Below are 16,364 nucleotides of genomic sequence, written 5' to 3' on the forward strand. Positions count from 1 at the left end.
CATGTTCGAACTGGCGCTGTGCAGGTGAGCAGATATGAGCAGATTGCTAGATAGGGTTGCGATTGTAACGGGTGCCTCCAAAGGCATCGGTGCGGGTATTGCCCGGCAACTGGCGGCGGACGGTGCCAAGGTCGTCATCAGCTATGCGTCCGGCAAGGACGGGGCGGACGCCGTCCTCGCCGACATCAAGGCGGCGGGGGGTACGGCCATCGCGCTACGCGCCGACGTCCGCCAGCGGGCCGATATGGAGGCCTTGGTAGAGGCGGCCCGCGAGCACTTCGGGCGCCTGGATATCCTGGTGAACAATGCCGGCGTCTATCGATTCGCCAGGATCGAGGACACCACGGCAGACCTGTATCGGCTGCAATTCGACATCAATGTGCTCGGACCCTTGCAGCTGATAAGCGCCGCCAGCCCCTACCTGGGCGCCGGCAGCAGCATCATCAACGTCAGCTCGAATGTCACCAGCGTCCTGCCGGCGGAAAGCGCCGTCTACAGCGGCACCAAGGGTGCGCTCGATGCGATCACGGGTGTGCTCGCCCGCGAGCTGGGCCCTCGTGGTATCCGCGTGAATGCCGTCAATCCTGGCCTCATCGACACCGAGGGCACCCAGACCGCCGGCGCCCTCGGCGCGGAATTCCAGGCCTGGAACGAGGCCCGCACCCCGCTCGGGCGTATCGGCCAGGTAGGGGACATCGCCCCCATCGTCGCCTTCCTGGCGTCCGAGGATGCCCGCTGGGTGACCGGCGAAACTCTCTTCGGCTCCGGCGGCATGCGCTAGGCCAGGCGGTGGCCCTTGCCGCGCCGACAGCGGTCGGCCGCTTGCCAACCGCTCGCGGGCACGCTCCTGCCAGCTGTGGCCGCGCTTTTCGAGAAATCGCTGCATCAACCCGCCGCGCGCCGGCAACGCGCGCGCGGATCAGGATGCAGCCCGATTAAAGGTAAAAGTCATGAGCTCATCCCTTCCCATGGCCCAGCCCGATAGCCGTCGCTGGTTCGCGCTGGGCGTGCTGCTGGTGGGTACGCTACTGCCACCGCTCGACTTCTTCATCGTCAATGTGGCGCTGCCGGTGATCCGTCGCGACTTCGCTACCTCGTCGGATCTGGCCCAACTGGTGGTATCCGTCTATGCGACGGCCTATGCGGTCACCCTGATCCTGGGCGGTCGCTTGGGTGACATGTTCGGCCGCAAGCGTGTCTATCTGGGCGGCATGCTCGGCTTCGGTATCGCCTCCGCGCTATGCGGGTTCGCGCCAACGCCAGCTGTGCTGATCGCCGGGCGGCTGCTGCAGGGGGTAGCGGCGGCCATCATGGCGCCGCAGTCCATGGCCCTGATCCATGCGACCTTTCCGGCAGAAGAGAAGAATCGGGCGCTCGGCCTGTACGGCGCGACCTTCGGACTCGCCGCTGTGCTGGGCCAGGTCCTGAGCGGGGTGCTGATTGAGGCCAATCCCTTCGGACTGGGCTGGCGCAGCATCTTCCTCATCAATCTTCCCGTCATTCTCTGCGCCCTGCCGGCCGCGCTGGTCGCGCTGCGCGAGAGCCGGGCCCCGCAACCGGGCCGGCTGGATGTCATGGGTGCCGGCCTGCTCGCGGCGGGGCTGTTGGCGCTGGTGGTGCCCCTGGTCGAGGGGCCACGCCTGCACTGGCCCTGGTGGTCGCTCCCCCTGCTCGTCGTCAGTGGCGGATTGCTGATCACCTTCTGGCGCTACGAACAACGCAAGGAGGCGGCCGGCGAGACGCCCCTGGTGCTGCCTTCCCTGCTTGCCGCCCCCCGGCTGAGACGCAGCCTCCTGGCGACCTTCCTGTTCTATGCCCTGGCGCCTTTCTTTCTCGTTTTCGCCGTCTACCAGCAGGCCGGTCTGGGGCATGGAGCCCTGGCTGCGGGGTGGGCGATCCTGCCGCTGGGGATCGGCTTCCTCCTCGGCCCCCTCTGCAGTCCGCATCTTGCCCAGCGGCTGGGGGCACGCACCGCCGCCTTCGGCATGGGCCTGGAGGTCATGGGCCTGCTGTTGGCGGCCGCGCTGGCAGGCCTGCCCTCCTGGCTGCCGGTGCCGTTGCTGTTGATCGGCCTGGGGCAGGGCATAGCGCTTCCGGCCTTGGTGAGGGTGAACGCGGACCAGGTGGCACCGAGCCTGGCCGGACTCGCCGCCGGCTTGACGAATGCCACCCTGCAGATCAGCGCCGCCCTGGCGGTGGCGCTCATTGGCGGCCTGTTTTTCGCCCTCGCCCCCGATGGTGCTGGCGGAAGAGAGGTGCAGACCGCCTTTTCCGCTGCCGCCCTGACGATGGGCGGGGCCTTGGCGCTAGCGGCCGTTTTGAGCTGGCCGAGCGCTCCGGCGACCGCCACGCGAGGGGCCTGCGATGCAGACTGAACAGCGCCTTTCACCGCGCGAGGAGAACAGCATGAGAAAGACCTGGCTTATTACCGGTTGCTCGAGCGGTCTTGGCGGCCATATTGCGGCCATGGCCGCCGCGCGTGGCGACAGAGTCGTCGCAACGGCTCGCGATCCCGCCCTGTTGCAACCCCTGGTTCGGCAATTCCCGGAGAACCTGAGGACCGTGCAGCTGGACGTCACCAAGCCCGCCTCGGTGGCTGCCGCGATTGCCTATGCCGAGCGGGAATTCGGCGGTCTCGATGTCTTGGTCAACAACGCCGGGATAGGCTTCATCGGTGCCGTGGAGGAGGCCGAGCCCAGCGAATACCGGCCGGTATTCGAGGTGAATGTATTCGGTCTGATCGAAACGACCCGCCTGGCATTGCCTGCCCTGCGGCGACGCGGCGGCGGCCGCATCGTCAACCTGTCATCCGGGGCAGGGCTCTCGGGAGGACCGGGTTCCGGCTACTACAGCGCGAGCAAGTTTGCTGTCGAGGGATTTTCCGAGTCGCTGGCCAAGGAAGTGGAACCCTTCGGAATCCGCGTGACCATCGTCGAGCCCGGGCCGTTTCGCACCGATTTTCTCGGGCGCTCCATCGCCATGGCGAACCGGGTGATCCCGGCCTATGCCGACACGGCGGGGCGACGACGTGCCTACCGGGACAGCAACGACGGCAAACAGGCCGGCGATCCGCGCAAGGCTGCCGCGGTGATAGTGCAGGCCGTCATGGCGACCGAGCCACCCTTGCATCTGCCGCTCGGACCGGTCGCCTACGACATCGCGGAGCGCAAGTCGCAGGCGCTGCGCGCTGATATGGCGACCTGGCGCGACATCGCCCTGCCTACCGACTTCGACTGATAGATCCAGGCGGGGCTGCGTGGCCCCCGACCCTTCCACGCACCGCGCGGATCATCTCGATCCCCCCGTTGCCCGACCCGCCTGGGCGGCCTGCTCATCGCCGGGGGGCCGGGGCCGTTTCGCCCGGTGAGTGGCTGCTTTTCTCGGCAAGCCTTTTTGCCGTTCCTTGGATGAACACCGCTGGAGTACTCCATGAGTCATGCCTTAGGCGCTTCGACCGGCAGCCCCTGGCTGCAACGCTACTATTTGCTCAGGGCGGCGGTTGCGCTGCTGTGGATCGCGTTGGCCCTCGCCCTTGGCCACGCGACGGCTTGGGCGGGGCCGCTCCTGCTCGTCCTCTACCCTGCGTGGGATGCCCTGGCGAACGTCCTCGATGCCCGCCAGAGCGGCGGACTGCGGCACAACGCTGGGCAGCGGCTCAACGCCGTCGTCAGTCTGAGCGTCGCGGTGGCGATAGGGCTGGCACTGACGTCTGGCATGGGCGCCGCGATCGGGGTGTTCGGGGTCTGGGCCATGGCCGCTGGGCTTCTCCAGCTGGCGGTGGCGATACGGCGCTGGCGGACGTCCGCTGGCCAGTGGGCGATGATCCTGAGTGGCGCTCAATCCGCCCTGGCGGGCGGATTCTTCGTGAAGCAGGCGACTCAAGGCGTCCCGCTGGATGTTTCCAGCGTGACGCCTTATGTGGCTTTCGGTGCCTGCTACTTCGGGGTCTCGGCGGCTTGGCTCGCGGTAGCGAGATCGCGGCGGAGCGCGGCCGGCAAGCGAGCCTGATGCGGAGTCGACGCCGGCCCCAACAGTATCGAAGGACTCAGCCGTAGCGCTTGAAGGCCTCGATGGCCAGGCCGTTGCCGATGTTGCCGAAGCGGTCGCCGTCCACCAGGCGGGCGCCGGGGAAGCGCCTGGCGAGGGCCTGGCGCAGCGCCGGGATGCCGCTGGAGCCGCCGGTGAAGAACAGGCTGTCGACCCGCGCCGGATCCAGATCGGCGCGGGCCAGCAGGTCGTCCACGCCACGGCTCAGGCGTTCCAGTTGCAGGGCGATGGCGGCGTCGAACAGCGGGCGTTCCAGATCCGCGGCCAAACCGGTCTCGATGCGATCCAGGCGCAGGGTGCGGCGCCAGTCGTCGGTCAGGGCGATCTTGGCGTCTTCCACCTGGATCGCCAGCCAGTGGCCGGCGCGCTGTTCGATCAGCTTGAACAGCCGGTCCATGCAGCGGGTGTCCTGGGCGTCGTATCTCATGTCGCGCAGGGCCAGCACGCTCTTCTTGGCATAGACGGCGTTGATGGTGTGCCAGGTCGCCAGGTTGATGTAGTGGCTGGTGGGCATGGTGGCGCCGCTCTTCATGGCGCTGCCGTAGCCCAGCAGCGGCATGACCCCTTCCAGACTCAGCTGGCGGTCGAAGTCGGTACCGCCGACGTGCACGCCGCCGGTGGCGAGGATGTCGCCGGCGCGATCGGCCAGGGCACGGCGCTCCGGTGCCAGGCGCACCAGGGAGAAGTCCGAGGTACCACCGCCGATGTCGACGATCAGCACCAGTTCCTCGCGTTCGATGCTGCGCTCGTAGTCGAAGGCGGCGGCGAGGGGTTCGAACTGGAAGGAGATGTCGCTGAAGCCCACCTGGCGCGCCACGGCGGCCAGGGTGTCCTCGGCTTCCTGGTCGGCGACCGGATCGTCATCGACGAAGTGCACTGGACGGCCCAGCACCACGGCGTCGAAGGGGCGATCGGCCTGCTGTTCGGCGCGCTGCTTGAGGGTGCCGAGAAACAGGCCGAGCACCTCGGTGAAGGGCAGGGCACTGCCGAGGATGCTGGTCTCGCCCTTGAGCAGGTTGGAGCCGAGCAGACTCTTGAGCGAGCGCAGCAGACGCCCCTCGTAGCCTTCCAGGTATTCGTGCAGCGCCTGGCGGCCATAGGCCGGACGGCGCTCCTCGGCGTTGAAGAAGATCACCGAGGGCAGGGTGGCCTTGCCCTCTTCGAGGGGCAGCAGGACCTCGCCCGAGGGCCTGAACCAGCCGGCGGTGGAGTTGGAGGTACCGAAGTCGAGGCCCAGGGCGCGGGCGGGTAGAGCAGCAGACATGTCAGGATCCGTAACGCGAGCAGCCGCGCAGTTTAGCCGAGACGCGCCTGCAGGCGAACCCTGGCCGGATGCCAGCAGGGTGGGCCCGCGCGTCTGCGGGACTGAAGCGGGTGCGAGCGAGTGGCGGCGTCAGCCCCGGCGCGAGCGGTCGCGCGGCTCGTCCAGGGTGCAGACGTCATCCTGGCACCGCCGACTGCCCTCGGGATGGGGCAGCCAGGTCAGACCCGGGCGCAGCTTGAGGAACAGGCGATAGCCCAGTTCCAGCAGGGGCCGCAATGGCCGCCAGGCCAGCGGTCGCGCCCAGTGGCCGAGGCCGGCGGTGCGCCAGCTCCAGTAGGTGGCGTCCAGACCCTTGAACCAGCGGCCGTCGGCATCCCGGGCGTGCAGCAGATCGAGCATGGCCTGGCGCGGTGGCGCATCGACCGGCGCCTGGTTCGGGTAGTCCGGCGCGGCCAGGTCCACTAGGCGCAGTTGGCCGGGGTCGGCATGGCGCCGCAGCCAGGCGATCTCACGGGCGCACAGCGGGCAGGCGCCGTCGTGAAAGAGGGTCAGGGGCAGGCGGGGTGCGTGCATCGTGAACTTCCCAGGGGTCTTGCCTATCTGGACCGGCAGACCGGGCTGCCGTTGCGCTTTCCGCCGAACGGTAAGCGCAACGGCGCCTCGTGGCGAGTCGGAATCAGAGACGCCGGATCACGGCATTGAAAAAATCTGCGAGCGAGGTCGGTATGGATCTGGGAATCAAGGGGCGCGTCGCCCTTATCACGGGTGCCAGCGGTGGCATGGGTCTGGCCACGGCGAAGCTGCTGGCCGAGGAGGGCGTCAAGCTGGTGCTCTCCGACCTGGAGCAGGGCAAGCTGGAAGAGGCGGCCAAGGGCCTGCCGGGCGATACGCTGCTGATCGCGGCCGACATGACCGACCAGGCCGCGGTGGACCGGCTGGTGGAGCAGGGCGAATCCCGCTTCGGCCAGATCGACATCGTGGTGCATACCGCCGGCGTCACCGGCGCCAAGGGCGATCCCCTGGAACTGGCCGATGCCGACTACGAGGAAGCCTGGGCCACCGACTTCTTTTCCGCCGTGCGCGTCGGTCGCGCCGCCATTCCGCGCATGCGCAAGCGCGGCTGGGGTCGCTTCGTCTGCATCACCTCGGAAAACGCCGTCCAGCCCTATTGGGAAGAGGCCGTCTACAACGTGGCCAAGGCGGCCCTGGCCGCCTTCATCAAGAACCTGTCATACAAGGAAGCGGCCCACGGCGTGCTCTGCAATACCGTGTCCCCCGCCTTCATCGAGACCGGCATGACCGACGGCATGATGGAAAAGCGCGCCGAGGAAAAGGGCGTCTCCTTCGAAGAAGCCATCGAAAGCTTCCTCGACGAAGAACGGCCCGGCATCGTGCAGAAGCGCCGCGGCAAGGTGGAAGAGGTGGCCGCGGCTATCGCCCTGCTGGTGTCCGAGCGTGCTTCCTTCATCAATGGCAGCAACCTGCGCGTGGATGGCGGCTCGGTCCAGGCGGTGCAGAACTAAGAATCCACTCGCGGTCTGCTGCGCGTCGGCCAAACTGCGTTGAAAATGGCCTGGGTCGCCAGCCCGGTCGGAATGCTCATTTACCAGTTGTAAACTTAAGCGCTAGTCCGATCTGCTTCCTCAGCCATTTTCGCGGGGCCGCCTAGGCCTTGTTTGTCTCTAGCTCGCGAGACCGTGAACAGATTCTAAGACGGGCGGGGCGGCTCCTCGGCCGTCCCGTTTTCCTGCTGGCGGCGCACGGCTTCTTCCAGCGGAATGAATTCCACCTGGCGATCCTTGACCACTGGCGGCAGGGTGATGCCCATGGAGACATAGATGCTGGTGAACATGTCGATGCCCATGTCCGCCGGCTTCACCCAGTCCACCGGGACATAGAGCAGGCCGCCCCCCACGGGGACCGGCGCCGAAGGCACCAGCACGGCGTGATAGTGACGACCCTCGATGTCTATTACCGCCGGATTGGGCAGCAGCGCCAGCACCGCCACGCCCTGACCCCCGAAGAAGCACCACACCGGACTCATGGCGCGGATATCCGCTCCGCCTTCCTTGCGATCGAGCAACTCGACGAAGCGCTCGGCCAGACCATAGAGCTTGCCCACCACCGGAATGCGGCGAAAGGTCATGTCGGCGAACCAGCCCAGTGGCCGACGCAGCCCCAGCTTGACCGCCAGCCCCAGCGGATAGAGCAGCACCAGCAGCAGCAGGGTGCCGAGGCCATAGGCCGCCATGGAATTGCCGACGAAGGGATGACCGACCGCTACGAACAACCGGCCCAGGGTGGTGTTGGGGCCGATCAGGCCATTGAGGAAACTGACGATCCAGCCGATCAGCGCCAGGGTCAGCACCAGTGGCAGGAGCAGCAGCAGGCCGGCCAGCCAGGTGGAGACGATGCTTTCGATACCGCGGCGAACGAAGGGCATGCAAGAACTCGACGGCTAAAGCGCCATTCTATACGGGCCAGGCGCGCTCAGCGTCGGCCTGGCCCGACTTTCTCAGTGCGCCGCCGTTATAGCCAGCGGCGATAGAAGGCGGCTTCCTGTTCCAGGGCATCCGCCTGGTTGGCCGCTCGGCGAAAGCCATGGCCTTCGTCGGGATAGCGCCTGACCACCACCGGTATGCCACGCGCCTCCAGCGCGGCCGCCATGGCGTCGGTCTGGGCGGGGACCACCACGGCGTCCTTGAGGCCCTGCAGAAAGATCACCGGTGCCTGGATGCCCTCGGCATGCAGCAGCGGCGTCCGCGCCTCGTAGCGCGCGCGATCGGCCTCGGGATCGCCGATCAGCCAGTCCAGGTAGTCGGCCTCGAACTTGTGGGTGACCTTGGCCAGCGCCAGGGGATCGCTGACGCCATAGAGGCTGGCGCCGGCGCGAAAGACGTCGTGGAAGGCCAGGGCGCAGAGCACTGTGTAGCCGCCGGCGCTGCCACCACGGATAAAGGCTCGCGTCGGGTCCACCAGGCCTTGGACACCCAGGTGGTCGACCACCGCGCAGGCGTCCTCGACGTCCACCACGCCCCAGCGCAGGTGCAGCGCCTGGCGGTAGGCCCGGCCGTGGCCGCTGCTGCCGCGATAGTTGAGATCGGCCACGGCGAAGCCCTGGCGCACCCAGAACTGGATGCGCGCATCGAACACCGGATAGGTGCAGGAGGTGGGACCGCCGTGGATGCTGACCAGCAGCGGCGGCGGACCCTCGCCGTGCCGTTCCGGCAGATAGAGAAAGCCCTGGGCCTGGCCGTCGCCACTGGGATAGCTCAGCGGCTGGGGGGCGACGATGGCGCTGTCGCCCAGGGGCGCGACGCCGCCGGTGACGATCTCCACCGCGCCGCTCCGGCGATCGATGGCCAGCACCGCCGAGGGGCGCGTGGGCGCCGCGGCGATGCAGTAGCAATGGCTGTCGTCCAGGGCCAGGCCCCGGAAACGGCTGAAGTCCGCGGCCAGGCGGCGGGTCTCGCCCGCTGCCCGGCGCTCGCCGAGCACGCCGAAGCCGTCTTCCTGCCAGGTCGCCAGCCAGCCTTCCGCCGTCGGCAACCAGCTGGCGCCGCCCAGCTGCCAGGGCGCGGCGGCATGATCCGCCGCAGGCGCCTCCTGGGGCGCGAAGCCCGCCGCGGACTCGCACCAGGGCTGCCACCAGCCCTGGCGATCGCTCAGTGCCCAGAGCCGCTGCTCGCTATCGAACAGCGGCTGTTGCAGCGACTCCTCGGGATCGGCCGACACCACGGCGGGCGCACCGGGACGTCCCTCGGCGTCCAGCGTCGCCGTCAGCAGCCGGGTGCGGGTCCAGGGCTGGTGGGGCCTGTCCCACTCGATCCAGGCCAGGCGGCTCCCGTCGGCGCTGGTACGCGGTGCGGCATAGAAATCCGCGCCCTCGGCCAGCACTTGGCGTGCGCCACCGGCACTCAAGGCGACCAGGCGATGGCGCGGCGGCTGCTCGCGGCGATCCTCCTCGACCGCCAGGACCTGCTGCCGGACACCATCCCAGTGCAGATCGCCGTAGCGCCAGGCCTCGTCACCGGCCAGCCATTCGGGCGCGCCGCCGTCACGCGGCTGGCGATAGACCGCCTGGTCGGCTTCATTGACGAACAGCGGTCCCTGGTCCCCCAGGCAGAGGGCGCCGCCGCCGTATTCGTAGACCTTGCTGCGCAGGCTGAACCCCGCCGGCGTGAGGCAGCGCGGCGCGGCGCCGGCCTCGCGGACCCAGAGGCGGGTGGCGCCATCGGTGGGATCGTACTGACTCCAGTAGAGGCCGCTGGCATCGACCTTGAGTTCGGCAAAGTCGATACCGGCGGCAACGGCCTGGGCCGGCGTGAGCGGGGTAGGGGCGGTCATGGCGACTCCAGAGATAGGCACAGCCGTTTAGCCTAGCAGCTGGATGGCGAGGGCTGGGTGAGGGAGGCCACGCCGTTGGGCTTGGCTGCGCTCAACCCGACCTACGAGGCGTGCGCCGCCGCTTTTCCCTCTCTCCCCTTGGGAGAGGGCTGGGGTGAGGGGCTGCGGCGCTTTTCCCCCTCTCCCTTTGGGAGAGGGTTGGGGTGAGGGAGCACCCCGTTCTGCGCCCGTGCTAAAACAACCCCAGCTGCTCCCCCGGCGGGGCGAACTGGCTGCAGTCCAGGCCTTCGCCCTCGCGGCGTTCCAGGCCGAAGCGGCGGCGGGCCAGGCGAAAGCGCTGGGCCAGCAGCTCGGCGAACTGGCCTTCGCCCTTCATGCGGATGCCGAAGCGACTGTCGTAGTTCTTGCCGCCACGCGACTGCCGGATCAGGCTCATCACATGGGCAGCACGCTCGGGGAAGTGCGTCTGCAGCCATTCCTCGAACAGCTCGACGATCTCCAGCGGCAGCCGCAACAGCGTGTAGCCGGCCGAGCGTGCGCCGTGGTCGCGGGCCGCCTCCAGCAAGGCTTCGAGTTCATGGTCGTTGATCATGGGAATCATCGGCGCCAGCAGGGCGCTCACCGGCACCCCGTGCTCGTGCAGGGTGCGCATGGCGCGCAGCCGGGCCTGGGGCGCAGCGGTGCGGGGTTCGAGGATGCGCTTGAGGTCATCATCCAGCGTGGTGAGGCTGAAGGCCACCCGCACCAGGTTGCGCTCGGCCAGCTGCACCAGCAGATCCAGGTCGCGCAGGATCAGCGCGCTCTTGGTGATGAGGGTCACCGGATGGCGATAGCGCAGCAGGATCTCCAGCGCCTGGCGCGTCAGCTGGTATTGCCGCTCGATGGGCTGGTAGCCATCGGTGTTGATGCCCAGGGCGATGGGCTGCGGCTGGTAGCCCGGCTTGCTCAGCTCCGCCTCCAGCCGCTCGGCCAGATTGGTCTTGGCGATCAGCTGGGTTTCGAAATCGATGCCGGGCGAGAGGTCCCAGTAGGCGTGGGAGGGGCGGGCGAAACAGTAGATGCAGCCATGCTCGCAGCCGCGATAGGGATTCACCGAGCGATCGAAGCCGACGTCCGGCGACTGGTTGCGGCTGATCACCGTCTTGGCCGTTTCCTGGCGGACGGCGGTGGTGAAGGTCAGTGGGGTGGCTTCCTCGTACCAGCCATCGTGCTCGGCCTCGCTGCGGGTCGCGGCAAAGCGATTGTGCGGATTGCTGGCGGTGCCACGACCCCGTGGCGGGCGCTGGGGCTGGGTCATGTCGAGGCCTCTTTGCTGTATCTTTGTACAGTATAAGGCCTGGGCGATCCGGGCAAGCGACAGCGGTCGGCTGGGCGGGCGGAACGGCCACCCGCCCAGCCGCGAACCGGCGCCCTACAGCACCGAGATCGGGTAGTTGAGGATGATGCGGTTCTCGTCGAAGGAGCCGCTGGCGCTGTAGTCGCGTCTCATGCTGGAGTTGCGCCAGCGGATCAGCAGCTTCTTCAGCGGGCCGCTCTGCACCTCGTATTGCACCTCGGATTCGCGACCCCATTCCTTGCCGTCGGTGATGCTGCCGGTGTGCACGTTGTCGCCGCTGAGGTAGCGGTTCATCAGGGTCAGACCCGGCACGCCGAAGGCGGCGAAGTTGTGGTCGTAGCGCACCTGCCAGGAGCGCTCCCGCGCGTTGTCGTAGCTGGAGTTGTAGCTGTCGTTGGCCAGGGTGCCGCCGCTGGTGCCGTTGACCCTCATCCAGGCGCTGTCGCCGCTGACGCGCTGCAGGCCGACATAGAAGGTGCCGCCGCCCTGCTTGGCCGAGAGCAGCGCATAGGCGGTGCGGTTGTCCAGGGCACCGGCGCGGGCCGAACCGTCGTCGTCGCCGATGAAGTAGCCGAGGTTGGCGCCCAGGGTCCACTTGCCCAGGGGCTGGTAGTGGATGAGGTTGATGAATTTCTGGTGGTAGATGTCTTCGAGCTGGGCGTACCAGAGGCCGACTCGGGTGCGCTTCTCGTTGAAGGTGTATTCGCCGCCAACGAAGTTGAAGCGGTCGGAGGTGGCATTGGCGCGGCCCTGCATGAACATGTCTTCCATGCTGGCGTCGTTGCGCGGGCTGTTCTGCCGCATCTGGCCGCCCCAGAGTTCCAGGTTCTGGATCTCGGTGGAGTGGATCTGCGCGCCCTGGAAGGTCTGCGGCAGCGAGCGGCCGTCGTCGGACCTGAGGATCGGCAGCACGGCGAACCACTCGCCGACCTTGATATCGGTCTTGGAGACCTTGGCCTTGGCGGCCACCGCCAGGCGCCCGAAATCCTTGGCCGGCTCGTTGCCGGCATGGGTCGGCAGCAGCTGGGTGCCATAGGTGCCGGCGCCACCGTCGAGCTTGATCGAATAGAGCCCCAGGGCATCGATACCGAAGCCCACCGGCCCCTGGGTGTAGCCGGAGGTCAGGCCGAAGATGAAGCTCTGGGTCCATTCCTCGGCCTTGTTCTGCGCGGTGTAGGCCGGATCGACGAAGTTGCGATTGAAGTAGAAGTTGCGCAGGTTGAGATTGGCCTTGGTGCCTTCGATGAAGCCGTCCGCGGCCCACAGCGGCGTGGTGCTGGCGAGAGCGGCGAAGGCGGCGCAGGCACGGGCGAGCCGGCCGGAAGCGAGTCGAGTGCTCATGGTGTTCCTTGTTCTTGTAGGTAAGGGGTGCCCTGCCGGCGCGGGGGCGGCATCTGACGAGGGCGGGTCGGGCGGTGAGGCGAGGGACGGCTAGGCGGGTGCAGGCGACATGGGGGATTCCTTTCTTATTTGAATTATCGGAAAGCAGCGAACGAGGCGTTCGGCTGGGTAGTTATATGACAACGTATGTCTTGCGGCAAGGCTACCAAGGTAGCAGGGCGGAGCCCTCGCCAGGCGAGGGCTCGCGAGGGATCAGACGCTGGCCTTGAGGCTGTCCTGGCGGGCCGTGTCGTAGGAGTGCTTGTCCATCTGCAGAGCGCCTGGCTTGCCCAGGTCACTCATGGGCACCCGGTAGGTCTCCGGCGACAGGTAGGCCGCCAGGGCCGACAGGCAGGTCACGCCGAAGGCCAGGCCGCCGACCACCAGCCAGATGTTCTCGGTGCCGGGCGGGGCGACCAGGGTGAACAGCGCCGGCAGCATGGCGGTGAGCATGGTGCCGATGTTCTGGGCGATGGCCATGGCCGAGACGCGATAGCGGGTCTGGAACTGCTCCGGGTAGAAGCTTGGGAAGACCGCGTTGTAGCCCTGGTAGACCACGCCCCACATCAGCAGCGACATGATGAAGGCCAGCGGCAGGTTGTGGATGCTGATGGCATAGAGGTAACCGAAGGCCAGCAGACCCGAACCCAGGGCGCCGCCGATCATGGTCGGCCGGCGGCCGATGCGATCGGAGAGGTTGCCGACGAAGGGGATCACCAGCACGGCGACGATGTTGCCCACCACCGGTATCCACAGGTAGACGCTCTTGTCGAAGCCGATGCCGTAGGCCGGCTGCACCGCATAGGCGGCGCCAAAGATGGTGGCCACCACCGGGATGACGTTCATCAGCGCCATCAGCGCGACCAGGATCATGGCCTTCCAGCTGGTGCTCAGGGCTTCGCCGATGGGCGAGCGCCGGGCCACGCTGGCGGTCTCGGTCTTGGCTTCTTCCTTGACGAAGGCGGGCGTCTCATGGACCTCGCGGCGGATGATGAAACCGGCCAGCAGGACGAAGGCGCTGAGCAGGAAGGGAATGCGCCAGCCCCAGCTGTTGAAGGCGTCGGCGGGCATGAAGTAGGCCAGCGGCAGGAAGATCGCCGCGGCCATCACCTGGCCGGCCTGGACGCCCTGCAGGGTAAAGCTCGCATAGTAGCCACGCCGGCCGAAGGGGGCGTGTTCGAGCACCATGGAGCTGGCCCCGGAGATCTCGCCGGCCACGGCGAACCCCTGGATCAGGCGCAGCACCACCAGCAGGATGGGCGCGAGGATACCGATCTGGTGGTAGGTGGGCAGCAGGCCCACGGCCATGGTGGCGATGCCCATGAGGAACATGCACAGCAGCAGGACGTTCTTGCGGCCGCGGGTATCGCCCCAGTGACCGAGCACGAAGGCACCGACCGGACGGGCCAGATAGCCCACGCCATAGGTGGCGAGGGAGGCGACGATGGCCATCTTGGGATCGCTGGAGGGGAAGAAGATCTGCGGGAAGATCAGCGCCGCCGCCTGGGCGTAGATGAAGAAGTCGTAGTATTCCAGCGCCGAGCCGATCCAGCCGCTGGCAGTGGCTTTCTTGGCTTGGGAGCCGGGGGTGGGGGAGGCGGTAGTGGCCATGGTTGTCTCCGGAATTTTATTGTCAGGCCAGGAGGGTTTCAGCGCCGCGCACGAACTCGCTCGGGTCGCGGGAGCCGAAGATGGAAAGGACGGGAGGACCTAGCCTGGCCGTCGCCGACTGCGCGCGGTGGGGCTGCAGACGAGACGGGGGACGCAGGATAACGTGGATAGCTGGGGCATGGACGCACACTCTTGTTTGTCTTGTTATGGTCGACGCGGCGGAAGCGACGAGCGCTGGGCTCTACGATCATAGTGCGAGGCGCTAACGGGACTGGTCAATTCGCCGGAAGCCCAACTGTTCGATCAGCGAACAGAAACTAACCGGTTCGTACATAATCCATTGTTGGGTCGCCGGGCGCCACGAATAATCGGCACCAGACCCGACAGATCCGTGTCACCCCGCCCTGGCCCAGCCCGCGGAGTGGCCGTTCAACACAGGAGCACCGGCATGCAGCGTTCCATCGCGACCGTATCCATCAGCGGCACCCTGACCGAAAAGCTCGAGGCCATCGCCGCGGCGGGCTTCGACGGTGTGGAGATCTTCGAGAACGACCTGCTGTATTCCGGTGCCAGTCCGCGGGAGATCCGCCAGCGTGCCCAGGACCTGGGACTGGCGATCACCCTGTTCCAGCCCTTTCGCGACTTCGAGGGCAATCGCCGCGAGCGGCTGCAGCGCAATCTCGACCGCGCCGAGCGCAAGTTCGACCTCATGCAGGAGCTGGGCACCGACCTCATCCTGGTGTGCAGCAACACCGCCGCCGACAGCCTCGGCGACGAGCGCCTGATCGCCGACGACCTGCAGCTGCTGGCCGAGCGCGCCGCCCCGCGTGGCCTGCGCATCGGCTACGAAGCCCTCGCCTGGGGGCGTCACGTCAACACCTGGCAGCAGGTCTGGCGGCTGGTGAAGGCGGTCGATCATCCCAATCTCGGCGTGCTGCTCGACAGCTTCCACACCCTGTCCATTGGTGGTGATCCGGCGGGCATCGCGCAGATCCCGGGGGACAAGATCTTTTTCGTGCAGATGGCCGATGCGCCCGTGCTGCAGATGGACGTGCTGGAGTGGAGTCGGCATTTCCGCTGCTTCCCGGGGCAGGGCGAATTCGACCTGGCCGGTTTCCTCGCGCCCATCCTGCAGACCGGCTACCAGGGGCCGCTGTCACTGGAGATCTTCAACGACGGCTTCCGCGCCGCCCAGACCCGCGCCACCGCCGCCGATGGCCTGAGATCCCTGCTCTACCTGGAGGAGCAGACCGCCGCGCGGTTGCAGCGAGAAGAGAGCCCGGTGGCAGCGCCGCTGTTCGCCCCGCCCGAGGCGCCGCGCCTGGAGGGCACCGAATTCCTCGAGTTCGCCGTGGACGACGGCCATGGCGCCGACCTGGCGGGCTGGCTGGGCAAGCTGGGCTTCGCCCGGGCCGGGCGGCACCGCTCCAAGAACGTCACCCTGCTGCGCCAGGGCGAGATCAACCTGGTGCTCAACGCCGAACCCTATTCCTTCGGCCACAACTTCTTCGAGGCCCACGGCCCCTCGCTGTGCGCCATGGCCCTGCGCGTGCCGGACAGCCAGGCCGCCCTGGAGCGCGCCCAGCAGTACCGGGCGCAGCCCTATCGCGGCCTGGTCGGTCCCAACGAGCGCGAGATCCCGGCGGTGCGGGCGCCCGATGGCAGCCTGATCTATCTCGCCGATCGCGGCGTGGATGGCCGCAGTCTCTATGACACCGACTTCGATGTCAGCGCCGGCGCCAGCGGCGGCCTCGGCCTGACCCACGTCGACCACGTGGCCATCGCCCTGCCGGCCGATGCCCTGGACAGCTGGGTGCTGTTCTACAAGAGCCTGTTCGATTTCAGCGCCGACGACGAGGTGGTGGTCCCCGACCCCTATGGCCTGGTCAAGAGTCGCGCCCTGAAGAATCGCCAGAGCAGCGTGCGCCTGGCGCTCAACATCTCGGAGAATCGCAACACCGCCATCGCCCGGGCGCTGTCCAGCTATCGCGGCTCGGGGGTGCACCACATCGCCTTCGCCTGCCAGGACATCTTCCAGGCGGTGGAGCAGGCCAAGGCCGCCGGGGTGCCCCTGCTGGAGATCCCGATGAACTACTACGACGACCTGGGGGCGCGCTTCGATTTCGACGACGACTTCCTCAGTCGGCTGGCCTACTACAACGTCCTCTACGACCGCGATGCCCAGGGCGGCGAGCTGTTCCACGTCTACACCGAGTCCTTCGCCGACCGCTTCTTCTTCGAAATCCTGCAGCGCAAGGATTACAGTGGCTACGGCGCCGCCAACAGCCCGGTCCGCCTGGCGGCCATGCTGCAGGCGCGCCAGGGTCGCCCGGCGCCCCTGGAATTCTGAGCCAGGCGGGCACCCCGGGGTGCCCGCGC

13 protein-coding genes are annotated in these 16,364 nt (G+C 67.6%); 6 read left to right on the forward strand and 7 right to left on the reverse strand.

The window, feature by feature from the left end; genetic code table 11:
* Nucleotides 1-34: 34 nt before the first annotated feature.
* From ACZ5R1_RS03505 to ACZ5R1_RS03520, 4 genes are all read left to right on the forward strand, one after another.
* Nucleotides 35-781, forward strand: a complete 747-nt coding sequence (locus tag ACZ5R1_RS03505) for an SDR family NAD(P)-dependent oxidoreductase (protein WP_115945247.1) — start codon at nucleotides 35-37, stop codon at nucleotides 779-781.
* Between the two features lie 169 nt (nucleotides 782-950).
* On the forward strand, nucleotides 951-2,375 hold the full coding sequence (locus ACZ5R1_RS03510) for an MFS transporter (RefSeq protein WP_258874292.1): 1,425 nt from the start codon (nucleotides 951-953) through the stop codon (nucleotides 2,373-2,375).
* Nucleotides 2,376-2,406: 31 nt separating this feature from the next.
* On the forward strand, nucleotides 2,407-3,237 hold the full coding sequence (locus ACZ5R1_RS03515) for an oxidoreductase (RefSeq protein WP_115945249.1): 831 nt from the start codon (nucleotides 2,407-2,409) through the stop codon (nucleotides 3,235-3,237).
* A gap of 192 nt (nucleotides 3,238-3,429) precedes the next feature.
* Complete coding sequence (locus ACZ5R1_RS03520; RefSeq protein WP_115945250.1) at nucleotides 3,430-4,008, forward strand: DUF308 domain-containing protein; 579 nt, start codon at nucleotides 3,430-3,432, stop codon at nucleotides 4,006-4,008.
* Nucleotides 4,009-4,045: 37 nt separating this feature from the next.
* Here the strand turns inward: ACZ5R1_RS03520 and ACZ5R1_RS03525 are convergent, their stop codons facing one another.
* Both ACZ5R1_RS03525 and ACZ5R1_RS03530 read right to left on the reverse strand, forming a co-directional pair.
* On the reverse strand, nucleotides 4,046-5,311 hold the full coding sequence (locus tag ACZ5R1_RS03525) for an Hsp70 family protein (protein ID WP_007160986.1): 1,266 nt from the start codon (nucleotides 5,309-5,311) through the stop codon (nucleotides 4,046-4,048).
* A 129-nt stretch (nucleotides 5,312-5,440) separates the two neighbouring features.
* Complete coding sequence (locus ACZ5R1_RS03530; RefSeq protein ID WP_074585065.1) at nucleotides 5,441-5,884, reverse strand: thiol-disulfide oxidoreductase DCC family protein; 444 nt, start codon at nucleotides 5,882-5,884, stop codon at nucleotides 5,441-5,443.
* A gap of 152 nt (nucleotides 5,885-6,036) precedes the next feature.
* Here ACZ5R1_RS03530 and ACZ5R1_RS03535 point away from each other — a divergent pair, with 152 nt between their 5' ends.
* Entirely contained in the window at nucleotides 6,037-6,834 is a 798-nt protein-coding gene (locus ACZ5R1_RS03535; RefSeq protein ID WP_027600025.1) for an SDR family NAD(P)-dependent oxidoreductase, read from the forward strand.
* 185 nt (nucleotides 6,835-7,019) lie between these two features.
* Here the strand turns inward: ACZ5R1_RS03535 and ACZ5R1_RS03540 are convergent, their stop codons facing one another.
* From ACZ5R1_RS03540 to ACZ5R1_RS03560, 5 genes are all read right to left on the reverse strand, one after another.
* The gene (locus ACZ5R1_RS03540) at nucleotides 7,020-7,754 is read right to left on the reverse strand and encodes a DUF502 domain-containing protein (RefSeq protein WP_027600026.1); all 735 of its coding nucleotides are present in this window, start codon (nucleotides 7,752-7,754) and stop codon (nucleotides 7,020-7,022) included.
* Nucleotides 7,755-7,840: 86 nt separating this feature from the next.
* The gene (locus ACZ5R1_RS03545) at nucleotides 7,841-9,658 is read right to left on the reverse strand and encodes an alpha/beta hydrolase family protein (protein ID WP_115945251.1); all 1,818 of its coding nucleotides are present in this window, start codon (nucleotides 9,656-9,658) and stop codon (nucleotides 7,841-7,843) included.
* Between the two features lie 232 nt (nucleotides 9,659-9,890).
* Nucleotides 9,891-10,955, reverse strand: a complete 1,065-nt coding sequence (locus tag ACZ5R1_RS03550) for a PA0069 family radical SAM protein (protein WP_027600962.1) — start codon at nucleotides 10,953-10,955, stop codon at nucleotides 9,891-9,893.
* Nucleotides 10,956-11,069: 114 nt separating this feature from the next.
* Complete coding sequence (locus ACZ5R1_RS03555) at nucleotides 11,070-12,335, reverse strand: OprD family porin (protein ID WP_288472971.1); 1,266 nt, start codon at nucleotides 12,333-12,335, stop codon at nucleotides 11,070-11,072.
* 252 nt (nucleotides 12,336-12,587) lie between these two features.
* Complete coding sequence (locus ACZ5R1_RS03560) at nucleotides 12,588-13,985, reverse strand: MFS transporter (RefSeq protein WP_115945253.1); 1,398 nt, start codon at nucleotides 13,983-13,985, stop codon at nucleotides 12,588-12,590.
* Between the two features lie 448 nt (nucleotides 13,986-14,433).
* Between ACZ5R1_RS03560 and quiC the strand changes: the two genes are divergently transcribed.
* Complete coding sequence (gene quiC / locus ACZ5R1_RS03565) at nucleotides 14,434-16,335, forward strand: 3-dehydroshikimate dehydratase QuiC (RefSeq protein WP_115945254.1); 1,902 nt, start codon at nucleotides 14,434-14,436, stop codon at nucleotides 16,333-16,335.
* Nucleotides 16,336-16,364 lie beyond the last annotated feature (29 nt).

The organism is Pseudomonas sp. Pso3 (genome assembly GCF_055393275.1).

Coding starts and splice junctions, on each gene's coding strand:
- ACZ5R1_RS03550 (WP_027600962.1), bottom strand. CDS start 10,955: ATGACCCAGCCCCAGCGCCCGCCACGGGGTCGTGGCACCGCCAGCAAT.
- ACZ5R1_RS03530 (WP_074585065.1), bottom strand. CDS start 5,884: ATGCACGCACCCCGCCTGCCCCTGACCCTCTTTCACGACGGCGCCTGC.
- ACZ5R1_RS03525 (WP_007160986.1), bottom strand. CDS start 5,311: ATGTCTGCTGCTCTACCCGCCCGCGCCCTGGGCCTCGACTTCGGTACC.
- ACZ5R1_RS03515 (WP_115945249.1), top strand. CDS start 2,407: ATGAGAAAGACCTGGCTTATTACCGGTTGCTCGAGCGGTCTTGGCGGC.
- ACZ5R1_RS03555 (WP_288472971.1), bottom strand. CDS start 12,335: ATGAGCACTCGACTCGCTTCCGGCCGGCTCGCCCGTGCCTGCGCCGCC.
- ACZ5R1_RS03505 (WP_115945247.1), top strand. CDS start 35: ATGAGCAGATTGCTAGATAGGGTTGCGATTGTAACGGGTGCCTCCAAA.
- ACZ5R1_RS03545 (WP_115945251.1), bottom strand. CDS start 9,658: ATGACCGCCCCTACCCCGCTCACGCCGGCCCAGGCCGTTGCCGCCGGT.
- ACZ5R1_RS03560 (WP_115945253.1), bottom strand. CDS start 13,985: ATGGCCACTACCGCCTCCCCCACCCCCGGCTCCCAAGCCAAGAAAGCC.
- ACZ5R1_RS03510 (WP_258874292.1), top strand. CDS start 951: ATGAGCTCATCCCTTCCCATGGCCCAGCCCGATAGCCGTCGCTGGTTC.
- ACZ5R1_RS03540 (WP_027600026.1), bottom strand. CDS start 7,754: ATGCCCTTCGTTCGCCGCGGTATCGAAAGCATCGTCTCCACCTGGCTG.
- ACZ5R1_RS03520 (WP_115945250.1), top strand. CDS start 3,430: ATGAGTCATGCCTTAGGCGCTTCGACCGGCAGCCCCTGGCTGCAACGC.
- quiC (WP_115945254.1), top strand. CDS start 14,434: ATGCAGCGTTCCATCGCGACCGTATCCATCAGCGGCACCCTGACCGAA.
- ACZ5R1_RS03535 (WP_027600025.1), top strand. CDS start 6,037: ATGGATCTGGGAATCAAGGGGCGCGTCGCCCTTATCACGGGTGCCAGC.